The sequence below is a fragment of the Amphritea sp. genome, from assembly GCF_016744155.1.
In the GTDB taxonomy this organism is placed as follows: domain Bacteria; phylum Pseudomonadota; class Gammaproteobacteria; order Pseudomonadales; family Balneatricaceae; genus Amphritea.
This window is the reverse complement of sequence record NZ_JADGEW010000009.1, coordinates 31,063-54,715: the sequence shown is the minus strand read 5'-3', so window position 1 is coordinate 54,715 and position 23,653 is coordinate 31,063. Positions and strand designations below refer to the sequence as shown.

General features: G+C 47.6%; 11 protein-coding genes (1 of these 11 cut by a window edge). 10 read left to right on the top strand and 1 reads right to left on the bottom strand.

Features of this window, described 5'->3' with window-relative positions:
- Window positions 1-72: 72 nt before the first annotated feature.
- Entirely contained in the window at window positions 73-1,053 is a 981-nt protein-coding gene (locus tag QZZ54_RS09325; protein ID WP_290702034.1) for a rhodanese-related sulfurtransferase, read from the bottom strand.
- A 357-nt stretch (window positions 1,054-1,410) separates the two neighbouring features.
- On the opposite strand from QZZ54_RS09325, the gene QZZ54_RS09320 reads away from it, so the two are divergent.
- The 10 genes from QZZ54_RS09320 to QZZ54_RS09275 all read left to right on the top strand — a co-directional run.
- Complete coding sequence (locus QZZ54_RS09320) at window positions 1,411-2,496, top strand: ethylbenzene dehydrogenase-related protein (RefSeq protein ID WP_290702031.1); 1,086 nt, start codon at window positions 1,411-1,413, stop codon at window positions 2,494-2,496.
- 104 nt (window positions 2,497-2,600) lie between these two features.
- Window positions 2,601-3,344, top strand: coding sequence for a hypothetical protein (locus QZZ54_RS09315; RefSeq protein WP_290702028.1), 744 nt, complete (start codon window positions 2,601-2,603; stop codon window positions 3,342-3,344).
- 288 nt (window positions 3,345-3,632) lie between these two features.
- The gene (queA, locus tag QZZ54_RS09310) at window positions 3,633-4,670 is read left to right on the top strand and encodes a tRNA preQ1(34) S-adenosylmethionine ribosyltransferase-isomerase QueA (RefSeq protein WP_290702025.1); all 1,038 of its coding nucleotides are present in this window, start codon (window positions 3,633-3,635) and stop codon (window positions 4,668-4,670) included.
- 139 nt (window positions 4,671-4,809) lie between these two features.
- Window positions 4,810-5,952 carry a tRNA guanosine(34) transglycosylase Tgt gene (gene tgt / locus QZZ54_RS09305; protein WP_290702022.1) on the top strand — a complete coding sequence of 381 codons (1,143 nt, stop codon included), beginning with the start codon at window positions 4,810-4,812 and terminating at the stop codon, window positions 5,950-5,952.
- Between the two features lie 41 nt (window positions 5,953-5,993).
- Window positions 5,994-6,329 carry a preprotein translocase subunit YajC gene (gene yajC, locus QZZ54_RS09300; protein ID WP_290702020.1) on the top strand — a complete coding sequence of 112 codons (336 nt, stop codon included), beginning with the start codon at window positions 5,994-5,996 and terminating at the stop codon, window positions 6,327-6,329.
- A gap of 69 nt (window positions 6,330-6,398) precedes the next feature.
- Window positions 6,399-8,258 carry a protein translocase subunit SecD gene (gene secD, locus QZZ54_RS09295; RefSeq protein WP_290702018.1) on the top strand — a complete coding sequence of 620 codons (1,860 nt, stop codon included), beginning with the start codon at window positions 6,399-6,401 and terminating at the stop codon, window positions 8,256-8,258.
- 14 nt (window positions 8,259-8,272) lie between these two features.
- Window positions 8,273-9,196: a protein translocase subunit SecF gene (secF, locus tag QZZ54_RS09290; RefSeq protein WP_290702016.1), complete on the top strand. Its 924-nt coding sequence runs from the start codon at window positions 8,273-8,275 to the stop codon at window positions 9,194-9,196.
- A gap of 176 nt (window positions 9,197-9,372) precedes the next feature.
- Complete coding sequence (gene rnr / locus QZZ54_RS09285; protein ID WP_290702013.1) at window positions 9,373-12,081, top strand: ribonuclease R; 2,709 nt, start codon at window positions 9,373-9,375, stop codon at window positions 12,079-12,081.
- A 471-nt stretch (window positions 12,082-12,552) separates the two neighbouring features.
- Window positions 12,553-13,899, top strand: a complete 1,347-nt coding sequence (locus QZZ54_RS09280; protein ID WP_290702010.1) for a TolC family outer membrane protein — start codon at window positions 12,553-12,555, stop codon at window positions 13,897-13,899.
- A 93-nt stretch (window positions 13,900-13,992) separates the two neighbouring features.
- Window positions 13,993-23,653, top strand: the 5' end (the start) of a protein-coding gene (locus QZZ54_RS09275; RefSeq protein ID WP_290702007.1) for a DUF4347 domain-containing protein. 20,036 nt of this gene lie beyond the right edge of the window; the window shows 9,661 of its 29,697 coding nt (coding positions 1-9,661); it begins with the start codon at window positions 13,993-13,995; its stop codon lies off the right edge, out of view.

Genomic DNA, 23,653 nt, shown 5'->3' with positions numbered 1-23,653 from the left:
GCTATAGAACTGAATCTGCGGTTTAGTTATCAAAACTAAGAGGAGTCTGCATAGACTCCTCTTAGTTAATGTTTATTTCTTTTCTTGTTGGGCCTCACGCAGCTGCTGCTTCAATTCGCGGCGTGTCTCGCTGGTCTCTTTTGCATCGGCACCTAAGTGGGCATCGCCGCGTAGCTGAGCCAGTTTCATCTGCTTCTGCCGCTCTTCAAAGCGCTGACGTTGTTCTTCGCTTTGGCTGTCATAGCAGCTCGGGCAGCTGATACCCGCCTGGTACTGATCACTTTGCATCTGTTCAGCCGTTAAGGGCAGACGGCAGGCATGGCACTGGTCGTAGCTACCTTTTTCTAACTGATGGTTTACGGTTACCCGGTTGTCAAAAACAAAGCATTCGCCTTCCCAGAGGGAGTCTTCCTGCGGTACTTCTTCCAGGTATTTGAGGATACCGCCTTCCAGATGATAAACCTCATCAAAACCTTGCTCTTTAAGATACGCGGTGGACTTCTCGCAACGAATTCCGCCGGTACAGAACATCGCAACTTTACGATTCTTTTCTGGATCGAGGTTGTCTTTTACGTATTGAGGGAATTCACGGAAAGTATCGGTAACCGGGTTAATTGCGTCCTTAAAAGTACCCACCTGAACTTCATAATCATTGCGGGTATCTACCAGAGTCACTTCTGGATCTGAGATCAGGGCATTCCACTCTTCGGGTTTGACGTAGGTGCCGACAACACGTTTCGGGTCTATGCCCTCTACGCCCATAGTGACGATCTCTTTTTTCAGCTTAACCTTGGTGCGATGGAAAGGGTTGCTGTCATCTATGGATTCTTTGTAAACGATATCGGCAAGACGTGGGTCGCTCTGCAACCAGCTGAGAAGTGCATCAATGCCAGTACGACTTGCAGCTACAGTGCCATTAATGCCTTCGCGGGCTAGCAGCAGGGTGCCGCGTACGCCGTTATCCTGCATGACTTTATGCAGCGGTTCGCGCAGCATTTCGAAATCTTCCAGTGCGACAAATTTATACATCGCACAGACTATGGTGTTAGACATCTGTATTCCTCAGCCGATCGGAGCGTAATTCCGGAGCTTAGTGGGGTGTGGGGTGGTTGGCTTATAGTGACTTACGAAAGGAGGGCTATTGTACTTGGATTTTGGCGTCAGGAAAACAGACAAACAGTAAAGGTAATTATAAGTGATATTGAGATGTTATTGGCATATTTAATCACCTAATGAGAGCCGGTTATGACTTGCATCAATTGGAGGAAAAAGGTGTAACCAAACTGACAGATTTAGCCCTTTTTATCCTCGCGCTTTGAGTGTTTATGAGCTTAGCTATAGATAAAGGGTTAAATAAAAATGGACAGGGAAAAAAGTCCGCATCTTACTACACACTTTGAGGGTTAATTCATGCGTAGATTCATTAAAACTCCTGTTGGCTTTGTAAGTTCGCTGGTAATCCTTAGTGGTGTTTTAAGTGCGACTTTAAGTACCGCCGTACAGGCTGCAAACGAGACACTGACCAGTGTTAAGACTGACACTACGATTACACTGGATGGTATGGTTGATAGTGCCTGGGATAAGGCGTCTGTGTTGAGCATAACGCTTGATAATCTTCCCTACAAAGCAAATAACTATGGTGGTATGAGCAGTGTCGAAGTGACGATGAAGTCGCTCTATGATGATAATTTTGTCTATTTTCTTATGCAGTACGATGATCCGACCAAAAGTCTTGCCCGCTACCCATGGGTGAAACAAGAGGATGGCTCCTGGAAACAGCTTAAAGACAAAGACCAGACCGGTCACGACAATGTTTATTATGAAGATAAGCTTGCCCTTTTCTGGAACATTAATGCCCGGGGCTTTGCAAAGAAAGGCTGTGATGTTGCCTGCCATATGCAGAATGACGAAGGGAAAATTAACGGTTTTGATCAGAAGGGCAAAGCGCCCGGGCGTAAATATACCCGTGAAGGCCAGACAATCGACATGTGGCATTGGAAGAGTGTGCGCATGAATCCACTGGGGCTTATCGATGATCAGTTTGTCGATAGTGTGAAAGACCCGGCAGTAAATAAAAACTGGGGACGTCATGGCGACAGCAAAACCGGTGGTGGTTATGTCAACAATATGAATGCAGATAAGACCGGACCTGCTTTTATGAATCGCAGCGAGGGTAATGTTGATGGTTATACAATTACGCCATCGCAGAAGACTCCTTTTGTCGATACCTTTAAACCCGGTGATCAGATTCCAGGCATCATGTCTGAAGCTTTTACCGGATCTCGAGGAGATATTTGGGCTAAAGGTGATTGGAAGGATGGTAAGTGGACCGTTGAAATCAAACGGGCTCTGGTTACTACCGGTGATAAGGCAGAGATTCAAGACGTACAATTCAGTGACTTGAGCAAGGCGTATAGCTTCGGCATTTCGGTCTTTGATAATTCGCAAATCAACCATTTGTATCACGATGGCGTGTACGATCTGATGTTCAAATAGCAGAAACGTTGAAATAACTGATGTTCAAATAATCAGGCAAGCTCTTTTCCCGCCAGGGTAAAGAGCTTTCTTGTCTTGCGAAGTGACCTATCAAGGACCTGTTTATGCGTATCGATTCACTTAATTTTTCTGCAAAGCTAGGGCTTTCCGGTTTTTTGATTACCGTTATATTAGGCGCATTGAGTGCAGTGACCCTGATCGGTTTGCTCTATTCGAAGCATAACAGTGGCTTTAACATTCCAGACATGGATAAAGTGCAGTCCCACTATAGTGATTCCTCACTAGTCTCCGCAATGAAGGGGTCGATGTATGAATATGTTGCTGAGGATGGCGACATTGATGTGATTGATAAATGGATCGCTGATGGGGCAAAAAATGATGCTTTCTTTAAAGAAGAAGTGCTCTATATTATCGAGGAAGATTGCCAGAAATGTCATAGCCGTAAGTCACAGATGAGTAAGGCTATTACCTCTATGCCGTTCAGTAGTTATGACGACATAGTAAAGTACACCGAGGGAGGCTATAGCTGGACCAAAATGGCAAAAACAGCACATATTCACCTGTTTGGCATCGCTGTCTTTCTAGTGATTGTGTCGATGGTGATGGCGTTTAGTAGTTATGTTGCATGGATCAAAGTTCTGCTTATCTCAGCGGGCTGGATCGCTTTGTGGCTGGATATTGCTTCCTGGTGGCTGGCGAAATTCTCCAGTATGTTTGCCTATATGATATCGGTTGCTGGAGGTGTCGAAATTGGCGCTGTATGCGCGATGAGTGGCCTCTGTCTGTTGAATCTCTGGTTCAAATTACCGGATGCCATTCTTGAACGGTCAGAAACTTCGTCTGAATAAAATTAAGTAAGGCGTAAGCCGGGAAAAGTATCAGCAGATAGAGCTCTGTTAGTGAGCATCTGCTGATGTTTTTTCCGTTTTTTTATGGGCACTCTGGCCCAATATCAGACGGTAGCCAATTCCGGTAAATTTATCCCTCTCGTTTGTGATCTTCATCATTCTTTTATCACGCGCAATATAGCTGAAATTTCAATGTAAATCGGGTAGGATACGCACCCTTTTGTGGGCTGAGTACTGATTAAAGTGCCGGCTTTAGCTAAATAATTGAGCTTCAGGTTACGTTTCTCTATGCAGGTTAAAGATTTTCATTTTGATCTCCCCGATGAGTTGATTGCTCGTTATCCCCTGGAAAAGCGCAGCGATAGCCGTCTGTTCTGTGTTGATGGCAACAGCGGTGAGTTCCAGCACCGGCAGTTCTTCGACGTTTTGGATCTGCTCGAGCCCGGTGATCTGGTGGTGTTCAATAACACTCGGGTGATTCCTGCACGGATGTTTGGTCAGAAGGCGTCCGGCGGTAAAATCGAGATATTGATCGAGCGGGTGTTGGATGAGCGTTCAGCGCTGGCGCATATTCGCTCTAGCCGGTCACCGAAGCCTGGTGCCGAGTTGACATTTGATGGCGGCCTGAAGGCGACAATGGTTGCCCGCCATGACGATCTTTTTGAACTTGAATTTGATCTGGTTGAAGGTCATCTGATTGAAGCGTTAGAGCAGTTCGGCCATATGCCGTTGCCTCCTTATATGAAGCGGGAAGATGAACTGTCGGACCGAGAACGTTATCAGACGGTATATAATGAAAAACCGGGTGCTGTTGCTGCACCTACCGCCGGATTACATTTTGATGATGAGTTGTTCGCCAGCTTAGAAGCAAAAGGCATCAATAAAGCTTTTGTTACTCTGCATGTAGGTGCAGGCACATTCCGTCCGGTGAAAGTCGATAATATTCAAGATCATAAGATGCATGCTGAATATATCGAGGTGTCTGAGGAAGTTTGTCAGGCCGTTAGGGAAACCAAGGCGCGGGGCAATCGGGTGCTGGCGGTGGGTACAACTTCTGTGCGTTGTCTTGAAACGGCGAGTAAAGAGGGGCAGATCGAGCCCTTTTTCGGTGATACCGATATCTTTATTTTCCCCGGCTACCAGTTCCGTACAGTAGATCTATTGATTACCAACTTTCATCTGCCTGAATCTACTCTACTCATGCTGGTATCCGCATTTGCCGGTTACGAGCATATGATGGCTGCTTATAAAGAAGCAGTAGAGCAGCGGTATCGCTTCTTTAGTTACGGCGACGCCATGTTTTTGACCAAGAAAAAGTTTAAGTAACAATGGCGTCTGAATCGAAAAAACAGAAAGTAGCCTTTAATTTATTCAAATCAGCCTTATATAGGGTAGAGATTACTGCTCTGATGGCGAATTCCTTTTTTAGGAAACTGACTTTAGGAAACTGATTTTGGGAAAGAGTGTGACTAGAGAATGTTTTATGAAGTTTGAGCGAATGGCAACCGATGGCAAAGCCCGTCGCGCCCGTTTGAGCTTTCCCCGTGGCGATGTGGAAACTCCAGCCTTTATGCCGGTAGGTACCTATGGCACGGTGAAGGGAATGCTGCCTAAGGATATTGAAGCGATTGGTGCTCATATTATTTTGGGCAATACCTTTCATTTGATGTTGCGCCCCGGTACTGAGGTGATTAAAGCCCACGGCGGTCTGCATGATTTTATGAACTGGAAAGGTCCGATTCTGACCGATTCCGGTGGTTTTCAGGTGTTTAGCCTGGGCGCTATGCGCAAGATTACCGAAGCGGGTGTACATTTTCAGTCGCCGGTGAATGGTTCCAAAGTATTTATGGGCCCGGAAGAATCGATGCAGGTTCAGAAAGATCTGGGCTCTGATATCGTGATGATCTTTGACGAATGCACGCCCTATCCCGCAACTGAAGTTGAAGCGGCGGAGTCGATGCGGCTTTCGTTACGCTGGGCAAAGCGTTCCAAAGAAGCGCATGGCGATAATCCCTCGGCTTTGTTTGGTATCGTACAGGGTGGTATGTATCCCCATCTGCGTGATGAGTCGATTGAGGGGCTGAATGAGATCGGCTTTGATGGCTATGCCATTGGCGGGCTTTCAGTCGGCGAGCCCAAAGACGAGATGGTCAAAGTACTTGATCACCTGGCGCATAAGATGCCGGAAGATAAACCTCGTTATCTGATGGGTGTAGGTAAGCCGGAAGATATTGTTGAGGGTGTGCGTCGCGGTGTGGATATGTTCGACTGCGTGATGCCGACCCGCAACGCCCGAAATGGTCACTTGTTTACTCGTAACGGTGTAGTAAAACTGCGTAATTCGGCTAATAAGACCGATATTCGGCCGTTAGATGAGCAGTGCAGTTGCTATACCTGTCAAAATTTTAGCCGTGCATATCTGCACCATCTTGATAAGTGTAAGGAGATCGTTGGCTCACAGCTGAATACGATCCATAACCTGCATTATTATCAGGAAGTTATGGCCGGATTGCGTCAGGCCATTGAACAGGGTAAATTGGACGACTTTGTTGACCAGTTCTACCATCTTAAGGGGATGGAAGTGCCGCCTCTTAATGTTGAAGTTTGACTTTAATTGATTGATTTTAATAAGTATTAGGAGAAATACCGATGAGCTTTTTAATCGCTACAGCTGAAGCTGCAGACGCTACAGGACCGGGTGGTTTAGATCCAAGTATGTTCAACCTTATTTTCCTGGTTGGTTTCGGTGTTATTTTCTATATGTTCATGTGGCGCCCACAGGCCAAGCGTGCAAAAGATCATAAAGCATTGCTGGGTGGGCTGGCTAAGGGTGATGAAGTGATCACTGCTGGCGGCCTGATTGGTAAAGTAGTGCGTTTGAATGATGACTATATTGTACTGAGCGTAAACGACACTACTGAGCTGACGTTTCAGAAAGGTCACGTGAGTGCTGCGCTGCCAAAAGGCACTATTAAAGAGATCTAGTAACAATCTCATAACAAAACGCCACTATCGTGGCGTTTTTTGATTTGTTTTATGTAGGGACAGAGCGCCATGCTCAATAAATATCCACTGTGGAAAAACGCGCTGATTATTCTGGTACTGCTGGTTGGTGGTATCTATGCTGCGCCTAACCTTTACCCTGATGATTATGCTGTTCAGCTTTCCGGTACCCGGGAGGCGAATATTGTAAACCAACCTTTGCTGGACCGGGTGAAGCAGTCGCTGACGCAAGCTCAGATCAGCTTTAAAGAAGATGAGTTGACTGATAAGGGCGGCCTGATTCGTTTCCCTGATAGCCGAGCTCAGCTTGAGGCAAAAGAAGTTATCAGCCGTACATTGGGTGATGATTATGTGGTGGCTCTGAACCTTGCTCCGACAACGCCTGAATGGCTGCGTTCAGTGGGCGCGGGCCCGATGAAGTTGGGCCTGGATCTGCGTGGTGGTGTTCACTTTCTGTTGGAAGTGGATATGGTCTCTGCAGTGACTTCGCGTCTTGATGTCTACGTCAGTGAGATCAAAACCAAGCTGCGAACCGAGAAGCTGCGTTATCGCGCTGTGAACCATCGGGAAGATGGTAGTCTGGAACTTAAGTTCTCAACGACTGAAGTGCGTGATGAGGCGATGAGCCTGTTGCGTAAGGATTACTCAGAATTTCTGATCGATTCAGAAGATCGTGAACAAGCCTTTTACCTGACCATCAATCTTTCTGACAGCAAGATTAGCGAAATTGAAGATTATGCGATCAAGCAAAACCTGACAACGCTGCGTAACCGTGTGAACGAGTTGGGTGTAGCTGAGCCGCTGGTTCAACGTCAGGGTCGTAACCGTATTGTGGTTCAGTTGCCGGGTATTCAGGATGCGGCTGCCGCGAAACGTATTATTGGTAAAACAGCGAACCTTGAGTTCCGCTTAGAAGCTAAAACCGATGCTTCCCGTGCGACCACTGAAACTTATCAGTTCCGTAATGAGAACCGTCGCCCTAATAAAGGCATACTGGAAAAAGATATTATTATTACCGGTTCCAGTGTTTCTAATGCTCAGTCATCCTTTGATGAAACTGGTCAGCCGCAGGTTAATATTTCGCTGGATGCCAAGGGCGGTCAGTTGATGAACCGTACTACCCGTAACGCAATTCAGCGTCGGATGGCGGTACTGTTTGTTGAGCATAAGAGCCGTACTCTTTACGAAACTGTTGATGGTGAGCAGGTCGCTAAGCGGATTCCTTATGTAGAGAAGCGCATTATCTCTCTGGCAACAATTCAGAGCGTGCTGGGTGCCAGCTTCCGTATTACCGGTCTGGATAGTGCGACTGAATCTTCTGAATTAGCATTGTTGCTTCGATCAGGTGCTTTGGCTGCGCCGATCTACTTTGTCGAAGAGCGCACCGTGGGGCCAAGCCTGGGTGAGCAAAATATTGCAATGGGTGTGTTCTCAGTACAGATTGGTTTTGCTCTGGTGCTGTTGTTCATGCTGGTTTACTACCGAGTGTTTGGTGTATTGGCGAATATCGCGTTGACACTTAACCTGGTTCTGTTGCTGGCGGTGATGTCGATGTTGTCGGCTACATTAACCTTGCCGGGTATTGCCGGTATTGTGTTGACAGTCGGTATGGCGGTAGATGCAAACGTGCTGATCTTCTCTCGAATACGGGAAGAGCTGAAGAATGGTTTGCCGGCGCAATCGGCGATAAGTGCCGGATTTGATCGAGCATTTACGACTATTTTTGATGCCAATATTACCACCTTGCTGGCGTCAGTGATTCTGTTCGCTATGGGTTCGGGGCCGGTGAAGGGCTTCGCGATTACCTTGTCGGTCGGTATTCTGACCTCCATGTTCACGGCTATTATGGTTACCCGCTTGTTGGTTAACCTGACATACGGCGGTCGTGCAGTGAAGAAACTGTCGATTTGACGGAGTAGAGTAAGATGACGACTGAAAAAATTTATAACTTTATGGGGTTGCGTAAGATCGCAACCGGATTGTCGATCGTTTTATTGCTGATTTCGATCGGTTCACTGGCGGTCAATGGTCTTAAGTTTGGCCTGGATTTTACCGGCGGTTCGCTGATCGAAGTGGGCTTTGAGCAAGAGCCAGATCTCAATGGTCTGCGTGATAAGCTGCAGAGTGCAGGCTACGAAGATGCAATAGTGCAAACCTTTGGCTCGCCCGTTGATATTCTGATTCGTATGGGTGTCGCTCATGATCCTAAACTGGGAGATCAGGTATTAGAAACCCTGCAAAGCGGTGAAACTCAAGAGCTGACTTTGCGCCGAAACGAATTTGTCGGTGCTCAGGTTGGTGAAGAGCTGCGAGAGCAGGGCGGTCTGGGTATGCTGCTGGCACTGTTTATGGTGATGGTATATGTAGCCTTCCGCTTCCAGCTGAAATTCTCTATCGGTGCGGTAACGGCGCTGGCGCATGATGTGCTGATCGTATTGGGTTTTTTCTCTATCCTGAAACTGGATTTTGATCTGACTGTACTGGCGGCACTGCTAGCGGTTATAGGTTACTCGCTTAACGATACCATTGTAGTATCTGACCGTATTCGGGAGAACTTCCGCAAGATACGTAAGAGTGACTCAATCGAGATTATGAATATCTCACTGAGTCAGACCTTGGGACGTACACTGGTGACCTCCTTTACTACCTTGCTGGTGTTGATTGCTCTAGCTGTATTTGGTGGTGAAATGATTCACGGTTTTGCTGTCGCATTGTTAGTGGGTGTCTGTGTGGGTACCTACTCTTCTATCTATGTGGCGGCCAATGTACTGGTCATGTTGGGTATCTGTAAGGAAGATCTGATGCCACCCGAGAAGCCTGAAGGCGATGAAGTTGACGAGATGCCTTGAGTTGCATTCTTTACTTAAAAAAGCCGGCTGATAGCCGGTTTTTTTGTATGGGCTATACTTGTTTCTCGGTGAAGAAACTTCAGACCTTTTAACTGAATATCTTCTCTGGGAAAGACTCCAGATTAACGAGTTGTTGGAGTATAGTTACTCTAAATCTATATAACAGAAGATGCTTAATGTCTGATCCCAAAAACTTTTCTGAAGATCCCCATGCTGTCCGCGAAGCGGATAAATACGAACGCCCCATCGCTAGCCGGGAGCTGATTATGCAGTTGCTGGATGAGCAGGGTGAACCGCTGACTCGTCCGCAGTTGGAAAAATTGCTGGATATTGGTGATGAAGATAGCTCTGAAGCACTGCGTCGCCGTCTGAGAGCGATGGAACGGGATGGTCAGTTGATGCGCAACCGCAAAGCTCAGTATGTACTGCTGAGTAAGCTAGACCTGGTTGCGGGCCGTATTATGGGGCATCGGGATGGTTTTGGTTTTCTGATTCCGGATGAGGCGGGAGATGATATCTTCCTTTCTGCCCGGGAGATGCGTCAGGTTTTTGATGGCGACCGGGTGCTGGTTCGTGCGACGGGTCAGGATCGTAAGGGGCGTACAGAGGGAGCTATCGTTGAGGTGCTTGAACGCAAAACCCGTAAGTTGGTGGGGCGTTTTCAGGGACAGGGTGGTTTCGGTTATATGACCCCGGAGAACCAGCGGATCACCAATGATATTCAGATAATGCCAGATCCAGATAGTAAGCTGAAATATAAACAGGGGCAGTTGGTGGTGGTCGAGTTGATCACGCCGCCTTCTAAGCGAGCCAAGGCGACTGCCCGGGTTACCGAAGTGCTGGGTGATCATATGGCAGCAGGGATGGAGATTAAGGTTGCCATCCATAACTATGATATTCCTAATGAATGGACCGACGGGATACGCCAGGAGGTCAGTGAGTTTGGCCCTGAAGTGGAAGATTCTTCAGTTAAGAACCGGGTTGATCTGAGAGAGCTGGCCTTAGTTACGATTGATGGTGAAGATGCAAAGGATTTTGATGACGCTGTTTACTGTGAGCCGAAGCGCTCCGGTGGTTGGCGTCTCTGGGTTGCTATCGCGGATGTTTCAGCTTATGTAAATCCTGCCAGTGAGCTGGATATTGAAGCCCATCGTCGGGGTAATTCTGTCTATTTTCCAGAGTTTGTGGTGCCGATGCTGCCGGAGATGCTGTCTAACGGTCTCTGCTCCCTGAATCCTGATGTTAACCGTCTGGCGATGGTGTGTGAGATGACCATCAGTGCCAGCGGTAATATGAGCGGCTATCAGTTTTATGAGGCGGTTATTCGCTCAAAAGCTCGGCTGACTTACACTAAGGTTGGTGCGATGTTGCAGGAGCCGGATTCTGATTTCGGTAAAGAGATGCGTCAGCAGTATTCCGGAGTACTGCCGCATATCGAACATCTGAACGATCTTTACTGCGCTTTGCGAAAAGCGAGAGAGGAGCGGGGTGCGATCGACTTTGATACCACCGAGACGCGCATAGTCTTTAGTGAAGAGCGCAAGATCGAAAAGATCATTCCAGTGGTGCGCAACGATGCTCATAAAATTATTGAAGAGTGCATGCTGTGTGCCAACGTGGCTTCAGCAAAGATGTTGCAAAAACTGAAGCAGCCAGCACTGTTCCGGGTACATGATGGGCCTAAAGAATCTAAATTAATTAATTTGCGGACCTATCTGGGGCCGTTGGGATTAAGTCTGGGGGGCGGTGAAGAGCCGACACCACAGGATTATCAGGCGCTGACGGAGTCGCTGGAAGGGCGGATGGATAAGCATGTTATCCAGATTATGATGCTACGCTCCATGTCCCAAGCGGTTTATAGTCCTGAGCATAAAGGGCACTTTGGTCTGAACTATCCTGCTTATACCCACTTTACTTCACCGATTCGCCGCTACCCCGATCTGATTGTGCACCGGGCTATTCGTGGCCTAATTCACTCCGGCAACGACAGTCGTCACCTAGTTCGGCCTGAGGATTTTCTGTCTAATAAAAAGTTCCTTTATGGTTACACGATGGAGCAGATGGTTGAGTTGGGTGAGCACTGCTCTATGACTGAGCGTCGGGCGGATGATGCGACCCGGGATGTGATGGCCTGGTTGAAGTGTGAATATATGCAGGATTGCGTCGGCGATGAGTTCGCTGGTGTTATCTCTGCTGTGACTGGTTTCGGTGTCTTTGTCGAGCTGGAAGAGGTTTATGTTGAAGGCTTGATTCATATTTCCGCGTTGCCGGGTGATTATTATCAGTTTGATGCCCCACGCCAGCGGCTACAGGGTGAAAGAACCGGTAAATCCTTCCGCCTCGGTGATCGGGTTCAGGTGCAGGTAGTCCGGGTAGATCTGGATGACCGGAAGATCGACTTCGAACTGGTTAAACAGTTAAATGCTGCGGATAAGCAAACAGCGGGCACCGATGGTGAGGTTAAGCGGCTCAGTAAGCGGGAGATGTTGCGTAAAGGTAAGATTCAGATGGCCGAACTGGAAAGTCAGCAGGGACGTAAGCCCGGGCGGGCAAAGCCGGAGTCAGGCAGGCCGCAGGCTAAAGCGACAACCTCCCGTAAGCGGACTGACTCAGAATCTCCCTGGGGAAAGGCATCTGATAATAAGTCTGCTGGCAATAAGCCGGCCACAGGAAAATCTCCCCGAAAGCGGAGTCCTGAGGCAAAATCAGAGCATGGTTCCCGGCAGCGGCCCGAGGCAAAGCCTGAGCATGCTGGAAAAACCCGATTAAGTGAGGCTGAGCTGGAAGTGATCCGCTTATCCAAGAAGCAATCGAAAGGTCTGAGTAATAGAGCTAAAAAACGTAAACTGAAGAAGTTGCGGGGTAAAGCTTCGCATAAGTCATAGTATAGAAGTTCTTCTTCTTAGGATTAGTTAGTTTTAGGGCGGGTATCATCGATGATGGTCCCCGCCTTTTTTGCTTTAGGTAGTGTCAGGAGGGTTGATTACAACTGGTTAAAAAATAATCACTGGTGGCTGCTATTAGATGAGATTGGTCATACTTTTGTATGATTCATTAGTTTTTTTTTAGCGGCATGGTCTATAAGTACCATATATTAGATATGTTTAATTTGTTGTTTTTATTGATTTTTTTTGTAATGTCTTGTTTTATATCAATTTGTTTTGTAATCCGTTAAAAGCGTGGTACAGACGTGCCTTATTGTTTGAATATTGCTTGTTTTTTGAACATAATGGCTTCTTAATAGAAGTAATATATGCTGTAGTTCTACATAACTATAAATATGAATTAATACGGATATTGGCTCTCCTGCAAGGTTGCTGGTGAGAGATGCCTTAGGATGAGGTTGGGGGGATGACATGGTTAATAATAAATTAATCCGTATTCTGGCGAATACGGTTTTTTGTTCTGCTTTGCTTTGTTCGGCGCCGTTACACGCCGAAGATCTCGTACAACTCTATAAAGCAGCCTTAGAAGGCGATCCTCAGTTACGATCGGCTCAGTTCGATCACCAGGCCAGTCAAGAAATTATCACCCAAGCTTGGTCTGGATATCGGCCTGAAGTTAATTTCACTTATGACCAGGTTGAGACTACTGAAACGGTAGTGAGTAGCGAAAACGTTGTTTTTAACGGTAAGGAAGCTGATTACCCGGTTACTACCTGGGCGCTTACTGTTACTCAGCCTATCTTCCGTTATGCCAATTATATTCGTATTGGACAGGCTAAAACTGAATTACGTCAAGCAGACGCTGAATTGATTAATGCTCAACAGGGTTTGATGTTGCGCGTGTCTGAAGCTTATCTGGAAGCGTTGGCCTCTCAAGATGAACTGGATTTTCTTAATTCAGAGTTAAGTGCTGCGCGTCAGCATTTAAAGCAAGCGAAGGGGCGTGAGAGTGCTGCTGTCGGTCGTAAGGTTGACCGCTATGATGCTGAAGCTCGAGTGGCTTCAGTTGAAGCGGATTATGCCGAGGCGGATGTTGCTCAGAGAGATGCTTATGAAGCGCTTTATGAGATGACAGGGACCGATGTGAGCAGCCTTGCTGCGTTGCAAGCTGAAATTGATCTGGTTTTACCTGTTCCTGCTGAAGAGAAGCAGTGGTTAGAAAACGCAATGAAGAATAACCCCTCGCTGGTTACTCAGCGAGAAGCAGTGGATGTTGCGCGGCAAGAGGTTAAGCGCCAAGGGGCCGGTCACTATCCTACTCTGGATGCAGTGTTTCGAATTAATGATGCTGATACCGGACAGGGGCTTTTTGGTGGTGCAAATGAGATCGAGACTCAAGAGTTGATGCTGAAGTTTAATCTTCCGATCTATTCGGGTGGATCTGTTAGTTCCAGTAAGCGTGAGGCTGTTGCCCGCTATCATAGTGCTGAGGAAGAGTTAACTCGTATCTTACGTGAGTCACGACGTCAATCCCGGGAAACTTATTGGGGTGTAGTGAATGCCGTGAAGCGTGTTAAAGCTTTGAATAAGTCAGTTGAGGCTCAGCAGGCGACACTTGATTTGCGTCGGGCCGCATATGATGCGCGTCTTGAGACCGCTATCAGTGTCTTGGACGCTGAAAGGGATCTGTATTCCGCAAAACGGGACTTGTCTCGTGCCAAATATGATTATCTGATTAACGGACTGCGCCTGAAGGCGCTGGTTGGCGTATTAACTCAGGATGATCTGGTTCTTGTAAACAACTGGCTTGAAGGCTAAGTCGGTGTTTTCTCTGTTTTTCTCTGTTTTTCTCTGTTTTTACTTGATTCCAGGTAAGAGCATAGCAGTTGTATTTAACGCGGGGGCGTTGCTATGAGTAAGTTCTTTGGTAAGGGTAAAAAGGCGCGTAAGGCGTCTAAGAAAAAACAGAATCTTCAGCTTGAAGCGCTGGAAAATCGGATTCTTTTATCGGCTGATCTAGGCATTACTGCGAATGATTTGCAGCAACCGGAGGGTGCTGAGGTTATCGCCTCGGAACTGCAGTTAGATACTATCAGTGCCGGTGAATTTGAACCCCAGACTATCGCGGTTGATAACTCCCTCACCCGTTTAGCTGAAAGCTTGGTTGCTGAAACAGAAGGCGCTCTAGATAGTGTAGTGACTGAAGCTGAGGTGACTGTTGAAGTTACAGAGCTCTCTCCCGAGTTACTGCACCTTATGCAACAGAGTGTCACTAAAGAAATTATTATACTGGATGCAGCCGTCCCCCAGCTGGAATCCGTTATTAATGAACTCTTTGCCAATTCTGACAGCGATGTTCAGAATGTTGTTAATACGGTAAATAATGGAGGCTCTTCTCTGCAGCTGACGGCTTCCCCCGCCGCTGAAAGCGCAGATTCAGAGCAGACTGCTGTAGGACTGGTAGGGCTTTCTATCGAAGAGCAGATCCGTTTTAACGCTGAACGTGATGTAAAAGTGTTCGTATTGAATGCTGAACAAGACGGTGTTGAGCAGATCAGTTCAATTCTCGATTATTTCAATGATGTTGCTGCGATTCACTTGCTAAGCCATGGCTCGGCGGGTGCTTTGTTCCTGGGTAATACTCAGTTGAATAACCAGCAGCTACGTCAAAACCAACAGCAGCTAAAGCGTTGGGGTAATGCCTTGGCAGCCGATGGCGATCTATTGCTGTATGGCTGTGACGTTGCTGGCGATGCCGAGGGTATGGCTTTCATTGAACAGCTTGCTGTGCTGACTGGTGCAGATGTAGCTGCATCAAATGATGAAACCGGTAATGCTAAGGGTGCTGACTGGGATCTTGAGCAGTCAGTCGGTCAGGTTGAAACGTCTGCCTTTATCAGTGCTGCAATGCTGGACTCTCTGGATACAACAGGGACCGATGGTAATGATACTGTTCAACTGATTAGTGGTACGGCTACAGGTCTGAAAGGTGATGATGTATATAAAATCACCTCTACAACTCTGCCAACTGCCAAAATTACTGTGACTGAAAGTAAAGCAGCTGGTAACGATACTCTTGATCTGTCGGCAATAAATGAAGCACTGACGATTACAATAAAATCCGGTAATCGGATTGATGTTAGTAACGCCTCTGGCGTGAAAATATCGGCAACTAATGTAGAAAATATTATTGGTGGTAAGCAGGGCGATACTTTCATCGTTGAGAAAGGCGCAACTCTCAAGGGTTACATCGATGGAGGGCTGGGTACTAACATCTTGAAATACACCTCTACGTCTAATGCGTATACCAGTGACGCTGCGATTGATTTTTCTGTCGGTACGTTAGATACAACGGGTCGTGCTTCTTCTATCGATGGCTTTGCTGTGGGTGGAGTGAAAAACATTCAGCAGGCTGTTGGCGGTAAGGGCGATGATATTCTGCGGGGTGGTGATAGCGCTGATCATCTGACTGGTGGTTTGGGTGCCGATGACCTATACGGTGGTGACGGCGCGGATACGCTGATCGGCGGAGCCGGTGATGATACCTACTATTTCTCAGGAGCCGCCTGGGGTGGAGATACCATTACAGAACTGCTGAATGGCGGTTCTGATGCGCTAAGTTTTCAGACTATTACGTCAGCGTTGAATTATTCGATTGCCAGTACCGGTATTACTGTTACGGGTAGTGGGCAGACGCTTTCTAGTGTAGATAATATTGAAAAGTTGGTAGCGGGTAAGGGTACTAATACCTTTACGTTTGCTAACAACTGGGCGACTAAAATAGTCGTTGATGCAATTGCCGGTGCGACCGTAGATATCAACTTTGCCGCTGTTTCTACTGACCTTTATTTCACAATAAAGAAGAACGGTACGGTTGAGGTGGCAGATGTAGCCACTCGTACTGGTGGACATCGTGCCATTATTGAATTTGTTGATAATATTATCGCAGGTACGGGAACCAACTACTTTATCTTTGAGGCTGGAGCGAACCTGCCAGGTAACCTCACCGGTGGTGCCGGCACCAATGTTCTTGATTACAGTAAATTTAATCAGACAGTCGATCTGATTAATTTTGCGACTATTCCGGGTGTTACTGGAACGCTCACGGCCGCGGGCAGCGGTGTATTTGAAGTTGTCGGTAGTGCAAAGCAGGATCTGCTAGATGTTGCTACGGGCGGAACTACCTTGTCGGGAATGGGTGGCAATGATTACCTGATCGGAGATGCGAGCGCTGATACGCTATCCGGAGGTAAAGGTAACGATATTATTACCGGTGCCGGAGGTGTTGATGCGTTGATTGGTAACCAAGGCGATGATACTTACTACGTTTCTGATGCTTGGGGTACGGATACCATAACGGAACTGCGTAAAGAGGGTAGCGATACTATCAGCTTTGCCGGAATGGATGCGCAAACCTCACCGGTTGTCGGCGCCATTACTGCGACTACCAGTGACTTGACGCTGGCGATTAGTTCTGCGGCCTTAACCGTAACGGGAGGGGCGAACACCCTAACGGCGGCCACAGATAGCTTTCCATATATTGAAACACTGATCGGCGGTGAAGGTAATAATAGTTATACCTTTGCTAATAATTGGGGCAAGGGTACCGCGTCTGGTAAAACCTATTACGCCAATAAAATTACCATTGATGATACCAACACGGCTGTTGGTAAGAGTGGAACGCTTAACTTTTCAGCGGTAACTAGCGATCTGGTCTTCACTTTGACTGAAAGCGCTGGTGTGACCACGGTAACTGTGACTACTGTTGTGAGTGGTAAACAGTACAAAGTTATTGCGACGGGTATTGAAAATATTACCGGTGGTACCGGGGAAAATACCTTTATTTTCAAGGGGGCTGCAACGCTGCCGGGTACTTTGACGGGCTATACGGGCGCCGGTTCTGCTGTATTAGATTTCTCTAAATATGCGTCTGCTGTGACAGTTGATCTATCTACTGTTGCTAATGGCGCGACTACTGCTGCAGGCACTCTGATTGGTACGATCGCTAAGGTTAACGATCTAATCGGTAGTGATTACGCCGATACCCTGACAGGCGATGACCTGGCCAATACGATTGATGGCGGAGATGAAGTAGATACTATCAGTGGCAACGGCGGCGTTGATATGCTGAAAGGTGGTGCCGGTGATGATGTAATGACCGGTGGTGCTGGTAACGATACTCTGATCGGCGGTAGTGGCGCCGATGATATGCAGGGTGGGTTGAATGATGATACTTATACGGAAGACTCCAGCTGGGTGAGCTTAGGGCTGGGTAAAACCGATACTATTACCGATAACGACGGCAATAATATTCTTGATCTGTCTGCTATCAAGAAAGATCTTCAGGTTACTTTTACAGCGCCCTCTTCAGGAACAGGTACTAATGTTTCTGTCGCTGTTGAGCTGCCACTCGCAACAAAAAATAAGATAAATATCTCAGGGGCGGATGCTAACTGGGATATCAAGACCGGCGGTGGAGACGATACGGTTACTGTAACCTCAGGCACTCTATTTAATGGCGACCTTGATACCGGCACTGGCGTTAATACGCTTGATTACTACAACGGTACAGATGGTAGTAACGGTTATAAGACTGCCGTAACGGTTGATCTGTCGGCAGATGATGCTACTGGCTTTGGGGTTATTACTGGTATTCGGGATGTTTATGGTTCTGATACTACCGGTGGAGACACCCTGACAGGTGATGATCAGGACAATACTTTCTTTGTCGGTCGTTGGACGGATGCTACCGGTAACGAGCACACAATTGATGGCGGAACCGGTAATAACACCGTAAGTTTCGATAATTTCAGTAGTGTTGATCTGTATGTTGATCTATCTGTGCTAGATGCGGGTAATACCTTTAGCTCGGCCTATAAAGATAGTGATACTGGCAATCTAATCGCTAAACTTAGCAATATTGTCAATCTTATAGGCGGCGGCGGTGCTGACCAATTAATAGGTGATGACAATGCCAACCGCCTTGAGGGTGGTGATGGTGCAGATATCATCGAAGGAGGGCTTGGTAACGATGTGCTGGTTGGCGGCGCCGATAACGATACCCTACGGGGCGGTGACGGCGATGATACCTACCTGTTTGGTTCTGGTTGGGGCCAGGATGACATCGAAGAAGCTCTGGATGAAGGCAAAGATGTACTAGATTTTGCCGGCGTTGCTGAAAATATTACGGTTAATATCGGTCGCCAGAACGCTAATGCTATCGATATTGATGCTGCTGTTAAAAATGCGATCAGTATCTCTGATGGTGGAGTGGGCGCAGCAGAAAACAAGATTGATCTGGCCGCTGCAACGGGTGGTGATACCCGCTCTCAGGGCTTTAACGTAGAAAAATTTACCGGTCTGAAAGACACCGATACGCTAGAACAAGCAAATGTAACACTGACTGCAGATATGCAAGATCAGTTGATTGCCGGCCTGGAAGCGCTTAAAGCAGTTGTTGAGAATACCGCAACGCTGACTGATCTGACCGGTATTCTTAATTTTCAAGTGCCTCTGCTTGGCAATGGCAATGACACGCTGGGTGATCTGTTATCCCCAGGAGCGGCAGATGCTGACGCGGTGATTGCAACGCTGAAAGCAACGATTGTTGCTGAGCTGGATCTTCGTATTGCTGCGATGAAGAGTGCGTTTTGGTTAGGTGACCTTACAGCAAACGATACTAATGATTCTGATACTGATACGTTGCTGGAGCTTACCGATGATGGCTTGGTAACCGGAAATAAACTGTTCAGTATTACCCCCAATACCCGTCTGCTTGAGGTGGGTACTAGTTTCGAGCTGGCATCAACCACCCAGTCACTAGGTTTGGACCTGGGATCTACGCTAAGTGAGATTCCTGGTTTAGATGTAGACCTGTCTCCAAATGTGACCGCAACCGCAGGCATGGCTTTTGCGGTGGGCGTCGTTGAGGCAACCTCTCAGACAACCCCGGAATATTATATTGCGGACCCTGCATTAAGCTTCGATGTATCGATCTTCGATGACGAGCTCTATGCGGGAATGGATCTTGGCCTGATTAAAGCTGCTATTGGCGGGCCAGATGCTGGAGATCCTAAGGGCGTGCTAGCGCTAGATCTTGGGCTTGCGTTATCGACTGACGGTATTGTCAGTAGTGGTGTGCTTTCATCCGCGACACTGCAGACGCTGCTAAGCCTGGAAATAGACACAGCAACGGGTGTTACAGCTGACCTGCCAGTGGTGGTTGATACTACCGCTCTGGGTATCGATCTGCCCTCTCTACCGGTTATCTCACTGTCTACACCAACTCTTCCTTCGCTGGGTAGCTTGTCTGATTTAGCCGATTTCTTTGCGCTGAATATGGACTGGGAACTCCCAGATCTTTCAGACATCCTGGATCTGAGTAATATTAGTATCGAACAACTGTTGTCGATGCTAAGTAATGGCCTTGGCTTCCTGGTAGATAACTTTGACTTTAACCTGAAGATTCCAGGCATTGATCTGTCGCTGGATGATATTTTTGGCCAGTTGCCGGGTATTGATGGTATTGAGGATATGTTTGCGGATCTGCGAGGCCTGCTTGATGGCTTTAATGCAGATATTGGTTTGCAAGGGCTCGAGGTCTGGTTGAATGACCAGCTAGCTGGGTTAATGCCGACCTGGCCAACGTTGAATCTACCTAGCTTCGATCTGGGCTGGGATGGCTTTAATCTTGATATAGATTTTGATTTCAATCTGAATTTGGATGACATTCTTGGTTCGCTATCTCTACCTTTCGATTTAGACCTTGCGGACCTGGGGCTGGATGATCTGGGGCTTGGCGATCTGGCGAATGCGATAAATATCAGTGCTGACGGAGAGTTGGCGGTTGATGCTGAGCTGGATATGGCTTTCGACTTCCAGGTTGCCTTCAAAGAGTATGCAAAAGCGTTTATTGGTGACAGCGCTACCGATATCCAGAGCTATATCTATCTAGGTGACAATACCGGTATTAATCTTGATGCCAGTATCTCGGGTAATAACCTGAATGCTCAGGCGACCATCGATATGCCAGGCGCTATTCCTGATATCGGTTTTGTTATTGCCGGTGGTGCAGCGCTCGCATCTGCTAATGCGAATGTTGGCTTAAATGCCAGTAGTGATGGGCGTTACAGCTTAAGACAGCTGAGTGGCGCAGCGTTCAACGCATCCGCAACCGGCGAAGCGACGATTGACCTACCCATCTTCTTAGGAATTACTGATGCTGGCGTTGGCTTCTTGCCAATGGGTGGTACCGAAGGTGATTTCAACGGTGATGGTTATGCAGACAACCTGCTGCACGCCTCGTTTGGTTTTGGTGTCAGTAATACCGGTGGTTTCACTACCGATGACCTGATGGTTGTTAAGCCGGGCTTTGGTGGCTTTGGTCTGTTGCAGTGGTTGGATAATCCGCAGAACCTGCTCGATGGCCTAGGTGGATTCTTCGATGGTATCGACGATCTAGCTGACTCCATTGCCTCAATTGAAATACCACTGATCGGCGGTGAGCAGTTCGTCTCTATGGCCGAAAGTCTGCGTGATATGCGCACATCGGTGATGGGTACCGGCAGCGATGGTGGTTTGCAGAATATTCTGCAAGACATGGTCGATAATAATGAAACGCAGGTTTCCAGTGTGATTCTGGGTGCTTTACGCCAGGAACTCTTTGAGGGCTTGAAAGGTATAGACAACAAGTACCTCTCTTTTGTTACCGCTATTCTGGATGAGAATGGCGAGAAGCAGTACGCCGAAGACGGCAAAATACTGACTAAACAGCCACAGAGCGCCGACGATATTCAGTTGCTGTTGAACGCCGATGGTGAGCTTACCTTTAACCTGATGTTTGGCGGTACCCTGATTGGTGACCGTTTAGAATACAATTCCGATGGTAACCTGGTTGCCTGGGATGGTAATCAGCAGTTTGTTTACAATAGCCAGGGCGCGAAGATTGTTGGTGATACCAATATTGAGGTTGTAAATTCAATCCTCGACCCTGTTGGTTTACCGATTAATTTCACTAGTCTGCCTGGCTTAGGGCTGGATATCGACGAAGATATCAATACCACAATGGATTATCTGATGGGCTTGGGCCTTGGCCTGAGCATCACCGATGGCGTATTCCTGGATACCTCTGGTATCAATGAAAGCGGTGAAGAGATCGCTGTCGATATTGTTGCCGAGCTGGATACAGGTAATGGAGCTATTACCGGTACGCTGGGCTTCCTACAGATGGACCTTACCGGTGTGGCGAGTCTAGCCGGGCATCTTGGGGTTGATCTGACTGGTGGTGGTGATGGTCGTCTGACTCTGGGTGAAACGCTGGGGCTGTCTATCAATGCCAGTGCTATAGCCTCTGCTGATATTCAAGCAACGGCTTCTACTCTGTTTGACTTCCTACCTACGATGTCGACAGGTATTGAGTATGAGCAAATTCTAGATGCTAGCTGGAATCCTGATTCCGGTGCGTCGTTTGAACTGGGTGATCCTGATGTCTGGTTGCGTAATGTTCAGCTGGATGCTGGCTCGATCATGGGCAGCTTCCTGGGTGAGTCGCTGAGTATCATCAAAGAGATTATTGAGCCTATGCGCCCAGTGATTGACCTGCTGACAATGGAGTTGGATTTAGGTATCGCTAAGTTGATGATGATCGACATGGCGTACTTGAAACTGCCAGCAAAGACGGTTGATACGGCAAAGAAAGTTATTCAGATAATCAAGAGCACTATCGAGTTTATTGATGCGATGGACAGTATTGGTGGAATCATCTCTTTCGGTGATTTCCATCTGACGGGTAACTTCTTGGAAGACCCTAATTCACAAGCCACAGAGAGTGAGCTTGGAGCCAATCGTACCGGTCCAACAGGGGGTAATAGTTCAACGAGTACTGCCGCTGCAGGTCCGGATCAGAAAGGGCTGGCTGAAGGCCCTGTAAAACGTTTCCGTCTGCCCATTCTTGAAGACCCTGCAACGGCACTGGGGCTGATTACCGGTAAGCCGGTTGATCTGTTCTGGTATGACCTGCCTGACCTTGATCTTGAGTTTACCTACAAGAAAACCTATCCGGTATACCCAGGCTTGAACGTGGGTATTATCGGTAGCGTCGGTGTTGAGACCTTCTTTGATTTTGGTTTTGATACCTCCGGCTTTATCGAATTCCAGGAGTCAGGTTACGCCACATCAGAGATCTGGCGCATCATGAACGGCTTCTACCTGGATGATCATGGTCTGGAGAATACCGCCAATGACCTTGATGAGGTTGTACTGTCAGCCTTGCTGGGTGCGATTGCATCATTGGGTGTGGGTGGTCTTGTTGAAGTAGGTGTTATGGGTGGTATTGAAGCCAAAATTGGCTTCGACCTGAACGATAAACTAACGCAGTTTGATAATGGCGACCCGATCGGTGATGGTAAGTTCTATGGCTCTGAGCTGTTAGACAGAATCAGTCATGGCCCTCAGTGTCTGTTTGATGTTCACGGTACCCTAACGCTCTTCCTAGACGTGTTCCTCTGGATAGGTGTCGATCTGGGTTTCTCTGAAATCACGATCTTTGAAGCGACAGAACGTTTTGTTGATGTTCTGCTTGCTGAGTTTAAATGGGAGTGTGTACATGCAGCTCCAGAGCATATTGCTCAAATATCGGGCGCTACTGATGAAATATTGGAGCTGAAATACCACGGTGACGACTCCGCTGGTGCACACGCTTATACGGTTAAACAGCTGAACAATGAAGATCACTCTACCTGGACAATTGAAACACTGTTCAGAGAGGGGTTCCTAGACTTTGATTACTACACCTCCACTGAACTGAGTGCGTTAAGTACGCGACTTAGTGGCTTTGATGGCAAAGATATCTTGGTGGTCAGTACTGGTCAGCGGGTTGAAGTGTATGAAGCGAGCAAGATCAAAAAGATCACTACTCAGGGTACCGCCAGTGATGACCATTATCGTATCAGCGGTGTCGATGAGTATGTTGAGACTATCGACCTGAATACCGGTAGTGGCAGTGATCTCGTAGAGATTAATCTGGATGACAAAGATACCGTTGCTGATGCTATCAATGGCATCACTATTAGCTCAGGTAGCGGTAACGATATTATTTCCGTTAACGGTGGCGTTAACGACATTATAGCGGGCAATATCATTATTGATGCCGGGTCCGATGATGACCGGATTAAGGTATCTGCTGCGATTGTGGCGAAGATTATTGCTCAAGGTGGTTCCGGGAACGATAGTCTGCGCCTGGATGGTGAACAGCATAACTATCAGTTCTTTGGTGCCTTTGGTGGCAACGGTCGCGATACCATTATGGGTGGCGACAATACCGACTTTATGTACGGTGACAGCACGCTTGATTTGGGGCAGGTTAATGCCTTTATTGCAGCCGCTGAGGCAGCTGCAGCAGTTGCCGGTGCGCCAAATATAGCGGGTACTGCACTTGCAGGTGTGCAAGCTCAGTCCGCGGCGAACATGGGTGGCGCAGATGTGCTGCTCAGCTATGGTGGAAAAGATTATGTTGAAGGTGGCGATGAAACCGTCGCTATTGTTTACAGCAATAAGTCCGATGACACCGTTGTAA

What these genes read in the sequence shown, in the direction of transcription:
- secD (WP_290702018.1), top strand. Translation starts at nt 6,399, where the DNA reads ATGCTCAATAAATATCCACTGTGGAAAAACGCGCTGATTATTCTGGTA.
- rnr (WP_290702013.1), top strand. Translation starts at nt 9,373, where the DNA reads ATGTCTGATCCCAAAAACTTTTCTGAAGATCCCCATGCTGTCCGCGAA.
- queA (WP_290702025.1), top strand. Translation starts at nt 3,633, where the DNA reads ATGCAGGTTAAAGATTTTCATTTTGATCTCCCCGATGAGTTGATTGCT.
- QZZ54_RS09320 (WP_290702031.1), top strand. Translation starts at nt 1,411, where the DNA reads ATGCGTAGATTCATTAAAACTCCTGTTGGCTTTGTAAGTTCGCTGGTA.
- secF (WP_290702016.1), top strand. Translation starts at nt 8,273, where the DNA reads ATGACGACTGAAAAAATTTATAACTTTATGGGGTTGCGTAAGATCGCA.
- QZZ54_RS09325 (WP_290702034.1), bottom strand. Translation starts at nt 1,053, where the DNA reads ATGTCTAACACCATAGTCTGTGCGATGTATAAATTTGTCGCACTGGAA.
- QZZ54_RS09280 (WP_290702010.1), top strand. Translation starts at nt 12,553, where the DNA reads ATGGTTAATAATAAATTAATCCGTATTCTGGCGAATACGGTTTTTTGT.
- yajC (WP_290702020.1), top strand. Translation starts at nt 5,994, where the DNA reads ATGAGCTTTTTAATCGCTACAGCTGAAGCTGCAGACGCTACAGGACCG.
- QZZ54_RS09315 (WP_290702028.1), top strand. Translation starts at nt 2,601, where the DNA reads ATGCGTATCGATTCACTTAATTTTTCTGCAAAGCTAGGGCTTTCCGGT.